Consider the following 14045-nt stretch of genomic DNA (forward strand, 5'->3'; position numbering starts at 1 on the left):
ATGGGAAATTCCTGCGTATAATTTCGGTCTTCGCTGGTGTTTGTTTTTACCGGCGTGCAGCGTGCCTCGATGTATCGGTTCCTGCAGTGGTGGCCGTAGCTCAGTTGGTAGAGTCCAGGATTGTGATTCCTGTCGTCGTGGGTTCGAGTCCCATCGGCCACCCCAAAGAATTTCTAAGCAATCAAGCGTTTAAAAGCGTCACTGAATAAAAATTCAGTGACGCTTTTGCTTTGTCATCTGCTTCCATTTAGGCATTACATGCCTCGCCGCTTCACGAACTTTAGCGGTCGTAGACGCGTGCGGTCGCCGCTCAATTTGCATGAAGATTCGGCAGCATGCCGCGTTTTGCCTTATGCCAGGTCACGTAGTAGGCGCGCAGGCTGTAGACGTGACCCCTTTCGATCTTTTTCAACTCAAGGGCTTTGCCCGTCAGCTTCGACCATTCCGCCTTGAAGTCGGCGGCGTATAGTGCGTTCCATAGCGGTTCGGGAACACATACAGGCAAATCATCCTTGCGGGTCGTGCGCAGGCGCGCCAGCCCCTTCGAAATGGCTGGCGTGATCTCGATATGTTCGATCACCTCTTCACGCTTTTTGCCGCGCTGCTTTGTGCGCTTAATCCGGATGATGCGACCGTCTCGTCTATCTGCAGCCAAGACAGGTCGAGGAATTCGACCTTACAATTGCCCGCCAATGCGGCGTATTTCGCAGCTATCCCGACGATGGCTTTCTGACCGCTGAGCAATGTGATCCAAGACGCGAACGCCAGAAAGTCTTCGGTCTCGGTGCCTCGATGCACGGATGCTCCTCGTTGCGCCGCATTTCACGACAGGGATTGTGCTCCGCTTCACCACGGTCGATTGTAAGGCCAGTTAAGTCTGATAGCAGGACGGCTTTTTGCCGTGGAAATTGTCGACTACCATTAACCACTTATCGGGGGATGAACCTATGACTCGGGAAGTTCCGCTGGCGATGCCCAGCGAAATTTTGGCGCGCGAATGGCTTGATCCGATGGGCATTTCGCAATATGCTTTGGCGAAAGCGATTGAGGAGCTACCGCGTCGTATCAACAAGATTATTAAACACGGTCGTGCCATCACGGCCGATACGGCTGCGCGGTTGGGTGCTTTCTTTAGTGTTGATCTATAAAGCTGGGTGAACCTACAGACGTACTATGATACCGAAATGACGAAGGAACGAATCGGCGCTGAGAAGATCGCTGCGATCCGGCAACATGCAACGTCGCTTTGACATAGCGTAAATTACGCACAATAATCTGCGATATTTGCTATATGTCATATGTACATTTAAAGTCCGCTAAGCGAAAGCCAGAGGGTTTTTGCGTTTACTGGCTCATCGGCCATTCAGACCGTCAGGTTGCAGTTCAGGACAAGCCGGCAAACGTCCGCAGCAACTTCGGCATTGCGTCAAGCTTTATTCTTTACCGGTAACGACGCACCGCTGAATAGATTTAAAATTTATTATTTAATAGGTAAGTTAAGGGGTGCAGCGCAATACAGACGGAAATGCACTTATAACAGGCTTATCAGCTGGTGCAAGAGGAATTTCCCATGTATGTGAATGTGTCGCTAGCAACCAGTTATTTATTATCGCCTCACCAAGCGTAACATGCGTTTCTTTCAATGGCTAGTGTGAGAAGCTCAATTAACATGCCGATGTAAAAATCGATGAAAAATGCCAAATAATCCGCCATCCAAAGTTTGAATTTTGAAGGGCAGAGTCTTTAATTCAAATCCGTAACTTGTGGGTAAACCCCAGGAACGTACAACGAGGGATATGCGAGCCGGCTGATGTCCCAAATGAACCCGCTTAGTTTGCGGATGACGGCAACCATCGTAGTTTAATAAATACCACAAGAATCCGAAGTCGAGCCGATCATCCATAGGGAACGCTTCCGTTACGAATGTGCGCTCAAACATTGGACGACTGCTCCGATTACCGGAAATTGGCAATAATTGCTGAATCGGTATCCTTGAAAGATTTTATCATATTCGATTGTGCATTGCGGTAAAGGGTGTATTCGGAACAAATTGCCTGATACTGAGCAATGAGTGTCGGGTTGTCAGGTTCGCGTGCCAGGTCTTTCAGTGCCGCATCTAATTTATCTTTGAGTTTTTGAGTATTATTGTAAAATATTTTATTTGCGCTCTCGATATAATAATTATAGTGATCTATTCATAAATTTTTATTTGAGTTTAAGGATTTATTTTTTAATTTGGATTGCGAGAAATTGGCGCATAAACCTTCTTGATCAGTGTTTAACCCACCGATCGCTTCTCCTTCGGAGGGAACGATGCTTTCAGTACCCCCCGGATGTCGTCGGGCGGAAAAAAAGCGCTGAACGGCTTGAACGCCAGGTACCACTGAATCAGTACCTAAAACTTCATTGGCGAGCTGATCAGAGGGGAGATCTGGTTGCTTTATCTCTGCCTTGATCTGGTTTAACAGAGCTAAATTTTTTTGCATCATCCACCTAATGTATATTGATTCAAAGCGGAAAGTACAACATGACAATGAATAATGCTATTAAGAATAACAAACTCAATCTATATTACCACCACGTTGCAGTCAAGCTGACCTTACTTCTGAGCAGAGCACCAAGGATCAGGGCGTAGAAAAGCCACAGCTTGCGCAGGGTCGTCCGTAGTTTGTGGCCGGCGCCGCACAGGACCGCATGATGGCATCGCCCAGCGTACCTTTGAGCCAGTTTTGGTAGAGCTTGCTGTCTGCTTTCATATGGCCGATGACTGGCTCGATTGCGCTGCATCGCCGAACCTTCAACTAGGCAGCGCGTTACGGCTATCTGCCGGGTGCTTTAGTGCGTGAGGCACCGCCAGAGCAACATGCGCATGAGATTTTGTTGCTCGAACCCACCCTTGAGCGCTGCCGCCTGCGCAGTGCTAATTAGTGGCGCTCGCCAGACCAGATGACGCGCCTGTGGGTCCGGCCGGTTGTGAGTGCGTTTCTCACGAGTAGGTCGAGGTCGTTGATCAATGCGCGCGCCAGCGTCAGGCGCCGTTTCATGCCGCCCGTGACACGGGAGTGAGCCTTTTTCGAGCCATGCGAATTTGAGCAGCGAGGGCGCTCGCGCATTAGCCGTGCGCGCCAGAATGACGAAGTATCGCTAAGCATGTGCAGATTTTTGATGACGGGAAGTCCGGATCGAGAGCGCTAAGTTGCGGCACACCACCCCTTGCACGCACGGGCCCGCCGAGATCGTGAATGGTGCCGGCATTCGACGATGCCATGTCGAGCAACATACGCAACGTGGTCATCTTGCCGACGCTGTTTGATCTCAGTAACCCGTAGCACCGCCTTTTTTGGCAATAAACGACAGAGCATTGACGATCGCCTTATTTGTATAGGCTTTTTTGACGCCGGTAAATTCAATTTTGTGTTCGGGCATCGGGGAAAGAGCCGGCATAGAGGTCGATCATGGTAATCAATTCCTGGATTCGCGTTTTCCCGCATTTTTGTGGATTCCGGCGGTCGAAAATGCACTTTCAGCGCGCAGACGCATGTACTGGCCGTCGTGAACATGCGCTCGAGCATTGGGCAAAGTGCGGGCCTGATGACCGACGTGGCGTGTGGGCAAGTTTTAGCAGGCGGCGCGAAACATCCTGCAGGAAGGGGGGGATTGGCTCAAAGAACGGAGCCTGAGCGTGCATGGCCATTTCGCGTTGGGCAAGCCGATCGACGAAATGGCTCAGTGCGCGTCGCATGTGCAGACGGACCGCGTCGTGGTCACCCATCGTGTGCGCACCGGCTTTGGCCCGCTGGTGGAGGGGCCCAAAGAATATGCAGTTGCTGGACCGCGCTCGCTGCAACATTCTGGTTGCTGTCTCGAGCGCGGGCAAAGCGGATGGCGCCGAGTTATCCACCGCCGCAGCTACGGAAAGGGCCCGACTCATCGCGCTACGGGGTGGGCTTGTATAGGGCCTGCCGCGTGTCACAATGGCCCGCATCATGAACCATTGAATTTGACCCCGACAAGTTGCCAGCCGAAGACGCCGGTGCGGTGAAAAATCGCCGCATACGGCGGCTCCTTCGGACCAGCGCGGTATCGGACCACGAACTCGTTGATGCCGCGATAGCCGGCGCTCACTTGAGCGCCGCCGCTTACGGATGTGCCGGCCGGGGGCTGCTGGCCGCTTGGTGCACTGGAACCGGCGGAGCCCGAGGTAGCCGACACGGCTGTGCCGCGTGTCGCACCGGCTTGCGGAGCCCGCACCGGGCCCGGCGGTGCCGTGTCGCTCGCCACATCGCGTGGAGGCATGCCGGCCAGTAACGCGGCTACGCCGTCTGGCGTCGCATAAACTTCGACAATGGGCGCAATCAATGCGGAACCGACCATCGTGCCGACACTGGCGACTGCCTGCGCCAGCGGCGAATCATCGATATGCGCGCTGACCGCGCGCCTGATTCGTGCATTGAGTTCCTGTTTCAGGCTGGCGCGCAATGCAGGGTAGTCAACGTATCGATTGACCGTCTCGGCGTCGCGCGCATCGGCTGCCTGCTCCAGGCGGTGCAGGACGATATAAGGCGACGCGTAGCTGAGCATGCCTGCCACCACGCTAGCCAGCGCCACCCCTGCGGCGACAAGACGCTTGAATGAGGTCGATGTCATATGCGCAGTTGTAGCGCGAGTAAATTAATCCAGCAAACCGTGGGCAACCCCAATCTCCTCTGCCGCGATATACCGGTCGATCATGCTGCAAACCGCATCGATATGGCCCACTAGCACCACGCGCGACGCACTGCGATAGACGCGCACCGGATCGTCCTCCCGCCATGGGCGGCGACGGGCCGGTTCACTCTGAGGTACGCTGTGGCGCAGCGGCACGCGTGCGAAAGCTGGTAGGCAGGATGGCAATTCCATGTACTCCCGCACGACGTGTGCCACGCCATCGTGCGTGGGTGCGGTCGGGCGCTGTGCCAGCGTCGCGCCGCCCATCAGCAGACCGAACGAAGTGGCGGGGTGAGACGATGCACCGCATGGCACGAGGCTTCGCAGATGACGCAGGCGCCCGAACGCGCGTAACGGAAACAGGCGGGCAAGTCGTTTCATCGGTTTCTCCATATCGGTATTTAGTACGCATTAGGACGGATCAAGCCGACCGCGATGCCTTCCAGTTCAAAATCTTCTTGTCCCGGGCTCACGATGATGTTCTCGTAATCCGGATTTTCCGCGATCAATTCGATGCCATTTACCAGCCGATGGAAGCGCTTGACCGTCACGTCGTCGCCCAGCCGCGCCACCACAATCTGGCCTTCTTGCACGTCGTGCTGTTTCTGTACGGCCAGCAGGTCTCCGTCGAAGATGCCCGCGTCGCGCATCGACATCCCGCGCACTTTCAGAAGATAGTCGGGCCGGCTTGCAAACAGCGCTGGATCGCATGCGTAATGCTGCGCGATATGCTCCTGAGCCAGGATGGGACTGCCGGCCGCGACACGACCGACCAGCGGCAGCGACAACTGCATGACCGCTGGATGTGGCAGCGTGTACGGGTGCGGTTCGTCTTCCGTTGACAGCAACCGGATCCCGCGTGATGCTCCCGCCGCCAGTTCGATCACCCCTTTGCGCGCCAGCGCGCGCAAGTGCTCTTCGGCCGAGTTGGCCGAGCTGAAGCCGAGTTCTGCAGCGATCTCGGCGCGCGTCGGCGGAAAGCCGGTGCGCTCAATCGCGCGGCGGATCAAGTCGTAGACCTGCTGCTGACGGGTGGTGAGTTTAGTCATGAGGTTACTGTATGGATGAACAGGTCCCTGTATTTTTATACAGTATTCACAGTATTTCAAGTGCTACTTGAACGCGCTGTCCGTTTTGAACGCACTGTCCGTTCGCTCGTGGCATAAGTTGTTGGCGCGTCGTCCGGTGTCTTACGACTTTTGAATATAAAAGCATAAGGAACGATTATTTTTGATAATGAAATGCGTTCGTTAGACTTGGCCGGTCCTCACGACATCCACGGGCATCCAAATGAGCGAACAGGTAACGGGGCGGGCGCGGCAGCGCGCCAGTGCATCAGTGTGGCGGCGACTGGCCGCGGCATGGGTGCTGACGGGCGGCCTCGTGGCCAGTGGCGCGGCCGTCGCGGATAGGACGCTACTCAATGTGTCGTACGACCCGACGCGGGAGTTGTACCAGGACATGAATCAGGCGTTCGCAAAGGAATGGAAGGCCAAGACCGGCGAGACCGTATCGTTCAGGCAGTCGCACGGCGGCTCGGGCGCGCAGGCGCGCTCGGTCATCGATGGCTTGCAGGCGGACGTCGTCACGTTGGCGCTGGCCTACGATATCGACGCGATCGCCAAGCAGGGGTGGATTGACGCGGATTGGCAAAAACGCTTGCCGGACCTCGTGTTCGTTGTGCGCAAGGGCAATCCGAAACGGATCAAGGACTGGGACGATCTAGTCAAGCCGGGTGTGTCCATCGTCACGCCGAACCCAAAGACCTCCGGTGGCGCGCGCTGGAACTATCTGGCCGCATGGGCGTACGCGTTGCACCAGCCGGGTGGCAGTGAGCAACAAGCGCGTGAGTTCGTCGCAAAGCTGTACAGGAATGTCGGTGTGCTCGATTCAGGCGCGCGGGGCGCGACTACCAGCTTCGTGCAGCGCGGCATCGGCGACGTGCTGGTCGGCTGGGAAAACGAGGCATTTCTGTCGCTCAAAAAGTTCGGGCCCGACAAATTTGAGATCGTCATGCCATCGGTTAGCATTCTGGCCGAACCGCCGGTCGCGTGGGTCGACAAGGTGGTGGACCGACGCGGCACGCGCAAGCTCGCGCAGGCTTATCTGAACTTCCTGTACACCGAGCAGAGCCAGCAGATCGCGGCGAAGCACTTCTATCGGCCGCGCTCGAACAAGGTGCCCGAAGCGCTGATCCGGCAGTTCCCGAAGCTCAAGTTGTACACGGTCAACGATACATTCGGCGGATGGGCGAAGGCTCAAAAAGTACATTTTGCCGACGGTGGAGTATTCGATTCGATTTATCAGCCACAGTAAGCCGACGATGGCTGCCAGGCGGGGGTCCGCGGCCTGAGAGGGCCGCCGGCGTAAGCTGAGCCCGGATCCCCTGGGTCTGGCGCGAGCGATGCTTGGAGGCGAGTAGCAGGCATGAGTCGTTTTTATTTTCGCCAGCCCAGTGCGTTGCCCGGGTTCGGTGTCACGCTCGGTATCACGGTGGCGTACTTGGGCCTAGTGGTGCTGGTCCCGCTCGCCGCGACTTTCTTGAAGACGACGACATTGACGTGGCCCGAGTTTGCGCGTGCCGTCGCGTCGCCGCGCGTGCTGGCCTCGTACCGGCTCACGTTCTGCGCGTCGCTGGGCGCCGCGCTGCTCAATGCGGTATTCGGCTTTCTCATAGCATGGGTGCTGGCGCGGTATGAGTTTCCGTTCAAGCGGCTCGTCGATGCGGTGATCGATCTGCCGTTTGCTTTGCCCACCGCGGTCGCCGGCATTGCGCTGGCCGCCGTCTATTCGGGTAACGGCTGGGTCGGCTCGCTGCTCGCTGCGCTCGGCATCAAGGTGGCGTTCACGCCGCTCGGGGTGCTGGTCGCGCTGACCTTCATTGGCTTGCCGTTCGTGGTCCGCACCGTTCAGCCGGTGCTGGAGGACTTCGAGCGTGAGCAGGAGGAGGCCGCTGCCTGCCTCGGTGCGACGTGCTGGCTGACCTTTCTCCGCGTGGTCCTGCCGTCGTTGCTGCCCGCGCTGCTGACAGGTTTTGCGCTCGCGTTCGCGCGTGCGCTCGGCGAATATGGCTCGGTGATTTTTATTGCGGGCAATATGCCAATGAAGTCTGAAATCACATCTTTGTTGATCATCACGAAGCTGGAGCAGTACGACTATGCGGGAGCGGCGGCACTGGCCGTCGTGATGCTGCTCGTATCATTCGTGCTGCTGCTGGCGATCAACGCGCTGCAATGGGGGCTGCAGCGGCGCACGTCTAGTACGCACCGCGCGCCGCCACTCGGCCTCGCACCGTCCGTGGTCACGGCTGGAGAGGGGCGATGAGTCAGCAAGCCACTCAATCGGCGGTCGCAATCGGCGCTAGCGTACAGCCAAAGCGGGCACCGCATGTGGACGCGACGACCGAGCCGCGTGCGGTACGGTGGGCGCTGACTGCAATCGCGCTGCTTTTTCTTGGCCTGTTCCCGGTGTTGCCACTGGCCGCGGTGTTCTATCAGGCGTTAGCCAACGGCGTAGGGGCCTATCTAGACGCCTTGATCGACGCGGATGCGCTGTCGGCGATCAAGCTGACAGGGATCACGGCGGTGATCGCTGTGCCGCTGAACGTTGTATTCGGCTTATGCGCGTCATGGGCGATCGCAAAGTTCGAGTTCCGCGGCAAGAGTCTGCTGACCACGCTGATCGACTTGCCATTTTCGGTGTCGCCGGTGATCTCCGGGCTGATCTACGTGCTGATGTTCGGCGCGCAAGGCTGGTTTGGTCCGTGGCTACAAGATCGCAACGTGCAGATCATCTTCGCGGTGCCGGGCATCGTGCTGGCGACGGTGTTTGTCACGTTTCCATTTGTCGCGCGCGAATTGATTCCGCTCATGCAGGCGCAGGGCGCCGACGAGGAGGAAGCGGCCCGCGTGCTGGGCGCCTCCGGCTGGCAGATCTTTCGTCGCGTGACGCTGCCCAACGTCAAGTGGGGCCTATTGTACGGCGTGATCTTGTGCAACGCCCGCGCCATGGGCGAGTTTGGTGCAGTTTCGGTGGTTTCTGGCCACATTCGCGGGCAGACCAACACGATGCCCTTGCACGTGGAAATTCTCTACAACGAATACAACTTCGTCGCCGCGTTCGCGGTCGCGTCGCTACTGGCGTTGCTTGCGCTGGTGACGCTCGCGTTGAAGTTGATCGCGCAGCGCCGGCTCATCCAGACGTCGAGCGAGCCGGCAGCCAGCTAGCCATCCACGCGGAAATGGATATGGGCATCATTGTTCGCAACTTGCAAAAGCACTTTGGCGATTTCACCGCGCTCGACAATGTGTCGCTGGAATTCCCGTCCGGCGAACTGGTCGCGCTACTCGGGCCGTCCGGCTGTGGCAAGACCACGCTGCTGCGCGTGATTGCAGGCTTGGAGCAGGCAGAGGTGGGCCAGGTTGTGCTGCACGGGCAGGACGTGAACGACGTCGGCGCGCGCGAGCGTCAGGTCGGCTTTGTGTTCCAGCACTATGCGCTGTTCCGTCATATGACGGTGTTCGAGAACGCCGCGTTCGGGCTGCGTGTGAAGCCGCGCCGCGAGCGCCCGTCAGAAGCGCAAATCCGGGAAAAGGTCCACGCGCTGCTCAAGCTCGTGCAACTGGATTGGCTCGCGCAACGCTATCCATCTGAGCTGTCGGGCGGACAGCGCCAGCGCATTGCGCTGGCGCGCGCGCTGGCAATCGAGCCCAAGGTGCTGTTGCTCGATGAGCCATTCGGCGCGCTCGATGCCAAGGTGCGCAAGGAGCTGCATAGCTGGTTGCGGCGTCTGCATGACGACCTGCCTATCTCGACCCTCTTCGTCACGCACGACCAAGAGGAGGCACTCGAGGTTGCGGACCGAATCGTGGTGCTCAATCATGGCCGCGTCGAGCAGATCGGCAGCCCGCAGGACATCTACGACCACCCGAGTAATGCGTTCGTCTATGAATTTCTCGGCGCGGCGAACCGGCTGGCTGGCACACTGGGCAAACAGGGCTTTGTGCCGCACGGCGAAGGCGGATGGATCGCCGCGCAGGGAGACTTCAGCGGACCAGCGCTTGCCTTTGTGCGCCCGCACGATCTACAACTGGTGCCACAGGCACGCGCCGCGCAGGACGGCATCCGCGTGGACGTGCGGCGGATCGTGCCGCTGGGCGGCTCGGTGCGCGTTGAACTGCAGGCTCAGACTGGCCAGACGCTGGAAGCGGAGCTCGATCGTGACGCATGGCGCGCGCTGAGGCTGGACGTCGGCGACGGTGTGACCGCGGTGCCGCGCGCCGTGCGGGTGTTTCCTGTGCAGCGATGAGAATCTGAGGAAACGAAATGAACTTCCAGCAACTGCGTTTCGTGCGCGAGGCTGTGCGCCAGAACATGAATTTGACCGAAGTGGCGAATGTACTGTACACGTCGCAATCCGGGGTCTCCAAGCAAATCAAGGATCTCGAGGACGAACTCGGTGTCGATATCTTCATCCGCCGGGGCAAGCGGCTCACTGGCTTGACAGAGCCTGGCAAGGCCGTGCACACGCTGATTGAGCGCATGTTGCTTGATGCGGAAAATCTGCGCCGCGTCGCGCGGCAGTATGCAGATCAGGACACCGGCCATCTGGTGGTGGCCACCACGCACACGCAAGCGCGCTACTCGTTGCCCAAGGTCGTGCATCGTTTTAAGGAGATGTATCCGAAGGTCCATCTCGCGCTACGCCAGGGCAGTCCGCACCAGATCGCGCAAATGGTGATCAACGGCGACGCGGACATCGGTATCGCGACCGAGGGCCTGGACCGCTACGGCGAGATCGTGACATTTCCAGGCTACTCGTGGCATCACACCGTCGTGGTGCGAAGTGAGCATCCGCTCGCGACCCGGCCCGCAGTGACGCTGGAGGACATTGCCGACTACCCAATCATCACGTACGACCAGGATTTCACAGGACGCTCGCACGTGGACCAGGCGTTCGTGCGGGCTGGTGTTGCGCCGGATGTGGTGCTGACGGCGATCGACGCGGACGTGATCAAGACATACGTCGAACTGGGACTGGGCGTGGGCATTGTCGCCGCGATGGCGTACGATCCGAAGCGAGACAGTGAGTTGGTCGCACTGGACACGCAGCACTTGTTCGAGCCGAGCACGACCCGCGTTGGACTGCGCAAGGGCGCGTTCCTGCGCGCCTATGCATACCGGTTGATCGAAATGTTCGCGCCCCACTTAACCGAGGCCCAGGTGTCCGGCCAGTTGCGCGAAGTCGCGTGACGGCGCAAACGCCACCGATGAACGACATGCGGCTGCCTCGGCGGCACGCCGCGGATTAGGTCTGCCGTGTTCGCAGCGGGCGTCGCATGTTACGTTCGGCGCCGTGTGAGCGCCGGCTTGCGACCGAGCAGAATTGCGGAAGGATCGCGGTGCGTGCCCGGCTGGCGAACACCAGGAAGCCGACGCCGTTGGCCTCGTACCAATAGCCGCCGCGCTCGAGCCCATCCAGCGGCTGCTCTAACGCATGGGCCACCGATTCGATACAGCGCCGGCGCAGCTCGGCCGCACGCGGGTAGGGCGGCTGCGCGCCGCGCACCGTGCAGATCAGCACATCCAGGCCCGGCAACGCATCCGTATACAGTACGGGTTCGTCCTGAGCGCGGGCGCGTGCGATCTTAGTGTCGAGTTGCGCGAACGGCTTGCAGCCAGCGAGTTGGGCCAAAAAAGACTCATCGCTGGATGCGTGTCTGCGCTTTTTCGGAGTGGACATGGTATTCATCTCAAACGGCATGGATGGAATGAAAAGACGGCGGCTGCGGCAAACACAGCGGCGCTCGTCGCGCAGGCATGCCGATCTTTATAGCATATTGACCGATTTCAAAAAATGACTCCGGATCATGTCGCCGCGAGCTTGCTCCGCGATTGAAATATCGGCGTGCAAGGCCGATAATCGTTTGCTGGCCGGCACTAGACCCGTAATGTGACGCCGGCCTTCTACAAGGGGACATGCATTGACGTTCGAGCGGATGCCGGTTGGCGCATGAGGCTCTTTACCAAGGGACTATTGCTCGTCGCGGTGCCGGTAGTGTGCGAGCTGGCGCTGTTGGTCGCGTTATTCGGCGTGGAGCGGCAAGTGGCCGACGCCGAACGATGGGCGTTGCAATCCAAAAAGGTGATCAATCAGGCCGAGGCGCTGCTTGGTCCGTTGCTGCGCCAGGCGTCGCAATTGCGGGCGGGGATTATCGTCGGTGACCCGTCGTTCGCGGACAAGCGCGCGACATGGGTCGAGCTGGCCGACCGGCTTAATGCGCTCGAGGCGACGGTAGCCGACAATCCCGAGCAGACCGGCCGCATTGCGCGTATGCGCGAGACAATCGACCGGTATCGCAAGCTGACGCAGCGCGTGGCCGAGCAATTGCGCGAGGGTGAGCGCCAGCGCGTCATCGAGGCATACCGCGGTGAGGAAATGCCGCGCGAGATCAATGAATTTCGCGGCGAGCTGGGCGACTTCGTCGATGCGGAGAACAAGCTGCAGGCGGATCGTAACGCTCAGTTGCAAGGCTCGCTGAAGACGCAACAGTTCATGCTCTGGTTTGCGGTGAGTGTGTCGCTACTGATTGCGGTGATCGCAGCGCTTGCGTTTGCGCGACACATCGGCCAGCGGATCGAGGTTTTGACGACGAACGCGCTGCGCCTGGGTACGGGCGAGCCGCTAGGCGCCCCATTGGGTGGTCGCGACGAAATCGCGCAGCTTGATGAGGTGCTGCACGATACGAGCCGCAAGCTGGTGCGGTCTGAACGCGAGCACGCACTGCTGAAGGCCGACTTGCAGCGACGCACCGGTGAGCTTGCGCAGGTCAACGAGGAATTGCGTCAACAGACGCAGGACAATGAGATGTTTATTTACAGCGTGTCGCATGATCTGCGCTCGCCATTGGTGAATCTGCAAGGGTTCTCGCGCGAGTTGAAGGTCTCGGCCAGCGAGTTGCGCGAGACGATTAGCGAGCTGGATCTGCCCGTGGCCGAGCGTGAGCGGCTGCAGCGCATCGTCGACGGCGAGATCCAAGAGTCGATCGGCTTCCTGCAAAGCGCGGTCACGCGCGCGGGTGGCATCATCGAGGCATTGCTGCGGCTGTCGCGCGCGGGTCGGGTCGAGTACCAGTGGGCGCTGGTGGACATGAACGTCGTATTGCAGCGGGTGATCGGGGCGCTGAAGGGCCAAACGTCGGCGAACGGCGCACGCGTGCTGATTCAGCCGCTGCCGCCGGCATGGGGCGATGCTGGCGCGATCGAGCAGATTTTCGGCCAGTTGCTCGGCAATGCATTTGCTTACCTAGATCCGTCCCGCTGCGGCGTGATCGAGGTCGGTTGGATCAATCCGGGCGGTGACGGCGACTCGCCACAAGCCGCCGCGCCCACGGCGCACGTCATGCAACTTGGGGCGGACGGTCGCATCGCCACGGCGCGGCTAGCTGGCACGGGCGAGCGCCATCGCGTCTATTATGTAAGAGACAACGGGCGCGGCATTCCGGCGGCGTCGCTGCCGAAGGTATTCAGCGCGTTCCAGCGGCTGCATACGGATGCGGGCCCTGGCGATGGAATCGGGCTTGCACTGGTCAAGCGGATGGTGGAGCGACATCGCGGACGTGTCTGGGTCGAGTCGGCCGAAGGCGCAGGATCGACGTTCTACGTTGCGTTACCCGCACACGCGCCGCTGGGCATGGTGTACCCGGGAGGTGTTGCGATCGGCCGCGCACCAGAGGTGAAAAATCAAGACAGCGGCAAACGTTTGCCTTACTGGGCACAGCGCGAGGCGGGCATGGCTGCTCTGCATGTACTGACCGCGCACCGGGTTGAGGACGCCGGTTTCGGTCCGTATGCCGGTGCATACAATACTTCTTGGGAAAAATCATGACAATCGGGGAGACGGTCAGCATCATCCTAATCGAGGATGACGATGGCCATGCGACGCTGGTTGAGCGCAATCTGCGCCGCGCAGGCCTGACCAATGGCTTTAAGCGGCTGTCCGACGGTCACCAGGCGCTAGACTATTTCTTCGGTCCCGCACCGTTCGGCGATCTGCGCAACTGTGTGGTGCTGCTGGATCTGAAGATGCCGCGCGTGGACGGGGTCGAGGTGCTGCGCCGTCTGAAGGAATCGCCGCAGACCGCGTCGCTGCCGGTCATCGTGCTCACGACCACCGACGATCCGCGCGAAATTGAGCGGTGCTACGAACTCGGCTGCAATGTCTATATCACCAAGCCGGTCGAATACGATGCATTTATCGAGGCGGTCAGGCGGCTGGGCTTCTTCCTGCAGGTCGTAAAGCTGCCGTGCAGCGTGCGGCCGAGCGCACGCTGACCACG

General features: G+C 59.3%; 17 protein-coding genes, 1 tRNA gene and 2 pseudogenes. 10 read left to right on the top strand and 10 right to left on the bottom strand.

All coding sequences use genetic code 11. From position 1 onward, the window contains the following. The first annotated feature begins 89 nt into the window (after positions 1 to 89). A tRNA-His gene (locus tag IHE30_RS13495) sits at positions 90 to 165 on the top strand. A gap of 145 nt (positions 166 to 310) precedes the next feature. On the opposite strand, the gene IHE30_RS13500 is transcribed toward IHE30_RS13495, so the two are convergent. Then, complete coding sequence (locus tag IHE30_RS13500; protein WP_337691298.1) at positions 311 to 580, bottom strand: hypothetical protein; 270 nt, start codon at positions 578 to 580, stop codon at positions 311 to 313. Then, the gene (locus IHE30_RS13505) at positions 577 to 798 is read right to left on the bottom strand and encodes a hypothetical protein (RefSeq protein WP_337691300.1); all 222 of its coding nucleotides are present in this window, start codon (positions 796 to 798) and stop codon (positions 577 to 579) included. The genes IHE30_RS13500 and IHE30_RS13505 overlap by 4 nt, the downstream gene beginning before the upstream one ends. Positions 799 to 947: 149 nt before the next feature. Between IHE30_RS13505 and IHE30_RS13510 the strand changes: the two genes are divergently transcribed. Continuing rightward, on the top strand, positions 948 to 1148 hold the full coding sequence (locus IHE30_RS13510; protein WP_337691301.1) for a HigA family addiction module antitoxin: 201 nt from the start codon (positions 948 to 950) through the stop codon (positions 1146 to 1148). Between the two features lie 807 nt (positions 1149 to 1955). Here IHE30_RS13510 and sctF read toward each other — a convergent pair. The 4 genes and pseudogenes from sctF to IHE30_RS13535 form a co-directional block, all read right to left on the bottom strand. After that, positions 1956 to 2195, bottom strand: coding sequence for a type III secretion system needle filament subunit SctF (gene sctF / locus IHE30_RS13515; protein ID WP_337691344.1), 240 nt, complete (start codon positions 2193 to 2195; stop codon positions 1956 to 1958). Beyond that, positions 2196 to 2489, bottom strand: a complete 294-nt coding sequence (locus IHE30_RS13520; protein WP_337691303.1) for a hypothetical protein — start codon at positions 2487 to 2489, stop codon at positions 2196 to 2198. Between the two features lie 82 nt (positions 2490 to 2571). Further along, positions 2572 to 2795 (bottom strand): annotated as a pseudogene (locus IHE30_RS13525) (IS5/IS1182 family transposase); the annotation flags it as partial. A gap of 520 nt (positions 2796 to 3315) precedes the next feature. Further along, on the bottom strand, positions 3316 to 3444 hold the full coding sequence (locus IHE30_RS13535; RefSeq protein WP_337691304.1) for a hypothetical protein: 129 nt from the start codon (positions 3442 to 3444) through the stop codon (positions 3316 to 3318). Positions 3445 to 3528: 84 nt separating this feature from the next. On the opposite strand from IHE30_RS13535, the pseudogene IHE30_RS13540 reads away from it, so the two are divergent. Further along, positions 3529 to 3956, top strand: a pseudogene (locus tag IHE30_RS13540) (universal stress protein); the annotation flags it as partial. A 28-nt stretch (positions 3957 to 3984) separates the two neighbouring features. Here the strand turns inward: IHE30_RS13540 and IHE30_RS13545 are convergent. From IHE30_RS13545 to lexA, 3 genes are read right to left on the bottom strand one after another with little or no spacing between them, the layout of a single operon-like run. Beyond that, complete coding sequence (locus IHE30_RS13545) at positions 3985 to 4647, bottom strand: DUF2939 domain-containing protein (RefSeq protein WP_337691306.1); 663 nt, start codon at positions 4645 to 4647, stop codon at positions 3985 to 3987. A gap of 24 nt (positions 4648 to 4671) precedes the next feature. Then, on the bottom strand, positions 4672 to 5088 hold the full coding sequence (locus IHE30_RS13550) for a hypothetical protein (protein WP_337691308.1): 417 nt from the start codon (positions 5086 to 5088) through the stop codon (positions 4672 to 4674). A 20-nt stretch (positions 5089 to 5108) separates the two neighbouring features. After that, positions 5109 to 5756 (bottom strand): transcriptional repressor LexA, encoded by a 648-nt coding sequence (lexA, locus tag IHE30_RS13555; RefSeq protein ID WP_337691310.1) that lies wholly within the window; start codon positions 5754 to 5756, stop codon positions 5109 to 5111. 241 nt (positions 5757 to 5997) lie between these two features. On the opposite strand from lexA, the gene IHE30_RS13560 reads away from it, so the two are divergent. From IHE30_RS13560 to IHE30_RS13580, 5 genes are all read left to right on the top strand, one after another. After that, complete coding sequence (locus IHE30_RS13560) at positions 5998 to 7023, top strand: sulfate ABC transporter substrate-binding protein (RefSeq protein WP_337691312.1); 1026 nt, start codon at positions 5998 to 6000, stop codon at positions 7021 to 7023. Positions 7024 to 7134: 111 nt separating this feature from the next. Beyond that, entirely contained in the window at positions 7135 to 8031 is an 897-nt protein-coding gene (gene cysT / locus IHE30_RS13565) for a sulfate ABC transporter permease subunit CysT (RefSeq protein ID WP_337691314.1), read from the top strand. Continuing rightward, positions 8028 to 8933: a sulfate ABC transporter permease subunit CysW gene (cysW, locus tag IHE30_RS13570; RefSeq protein ID WP_337691316.1), complete on the top strand. Its 906-nt coding sequence runs from the start codon at positions 8028 to 8030 to the stop codon at positions 8931 to 8933. Before cysT ends, cysW begins: the two co-directional genes overlap by 4 nt. Before the next feature lie 20 nt (positions 8934 to 8953). After that, positions 8954 to 10015 (top strand): sulfate/molybdate ABC transporter ATP-binding protein, encoded by a 1062-nt coding sequence (locus IHE30_RS13575; RefSeq protein WP_337691318.1) that lies wholly within the window; start codon positions 8954 to 8956, stop codon positions 10013 to 10015. 17 nt (positions 10016 to 10032) lie between these two features. Continuing rightward, on the top strand, positions 10033 to 10959 hold the full coding sequence (locus tag IHE30_RS13580; RefSeq protein WP_337691319.1) for a CysB family HTH-type transcriptional regulator: 927 nt from the start codon (positions 10033 to 10035) through the stop codon (positions 10957 to 10959). Positions 10960 to 11014: 55 nt separating this feature from the next. Here IHE30_RS13580 and IHE30_RS13585 read toward each other — a convergent pair whose 3' ends face one another. After that, complete coding sequence (locus IHE30_RS13585; protein ID WP_337691321.1) at positions 11015 to 11449, bottom strand: hypothetical protein; 435 nt, start codon at positions 11447 to 11449, stop codon at positions 11015 to 11017. Positions 11450 to 11719: 270 nt separating this feature from the next. On the opposite strand from IHE30_RS13585, the gene IHE30_RS13590 reads away from it, so the two are divergent. Beyond that, complete coding sequence (locus IHE30_RS13590; RefSeq protein ID WP_337691323.1) at positions 11720 to 13594, top strand: sensor histidine kinase; 1875 nt, start codon at positions 11720 to 11722, stop codon at positions 13592 to 13594. Beyond that, positions 13591 to 14040: a response regulator gene (locus tag IHE30_RS13595; RefSeq protein WP_337691324.1), complete on the top strand. Its 450-nt coding sequence runs from the start codon at positions 13591 to 13593 to the stop codon at positions 14038 to 14040. Before IHE30_RS13590 ends, IHE30_RS13595 begins: the two co-directional genes overlap by 4 nt. Positions 14041 to 14045 lie beyond the last annotated feature (5 nt).

Source organism: Mycetohabitans sp. B46, assembly GCF_037389205.1.
Taxonomy (GTDB): domain Bacteria; phylum Pseudomonadota; class Gammaproteobacteria; order Burkholderiales; family Burkholderiaceae; genus Mycetohabitans.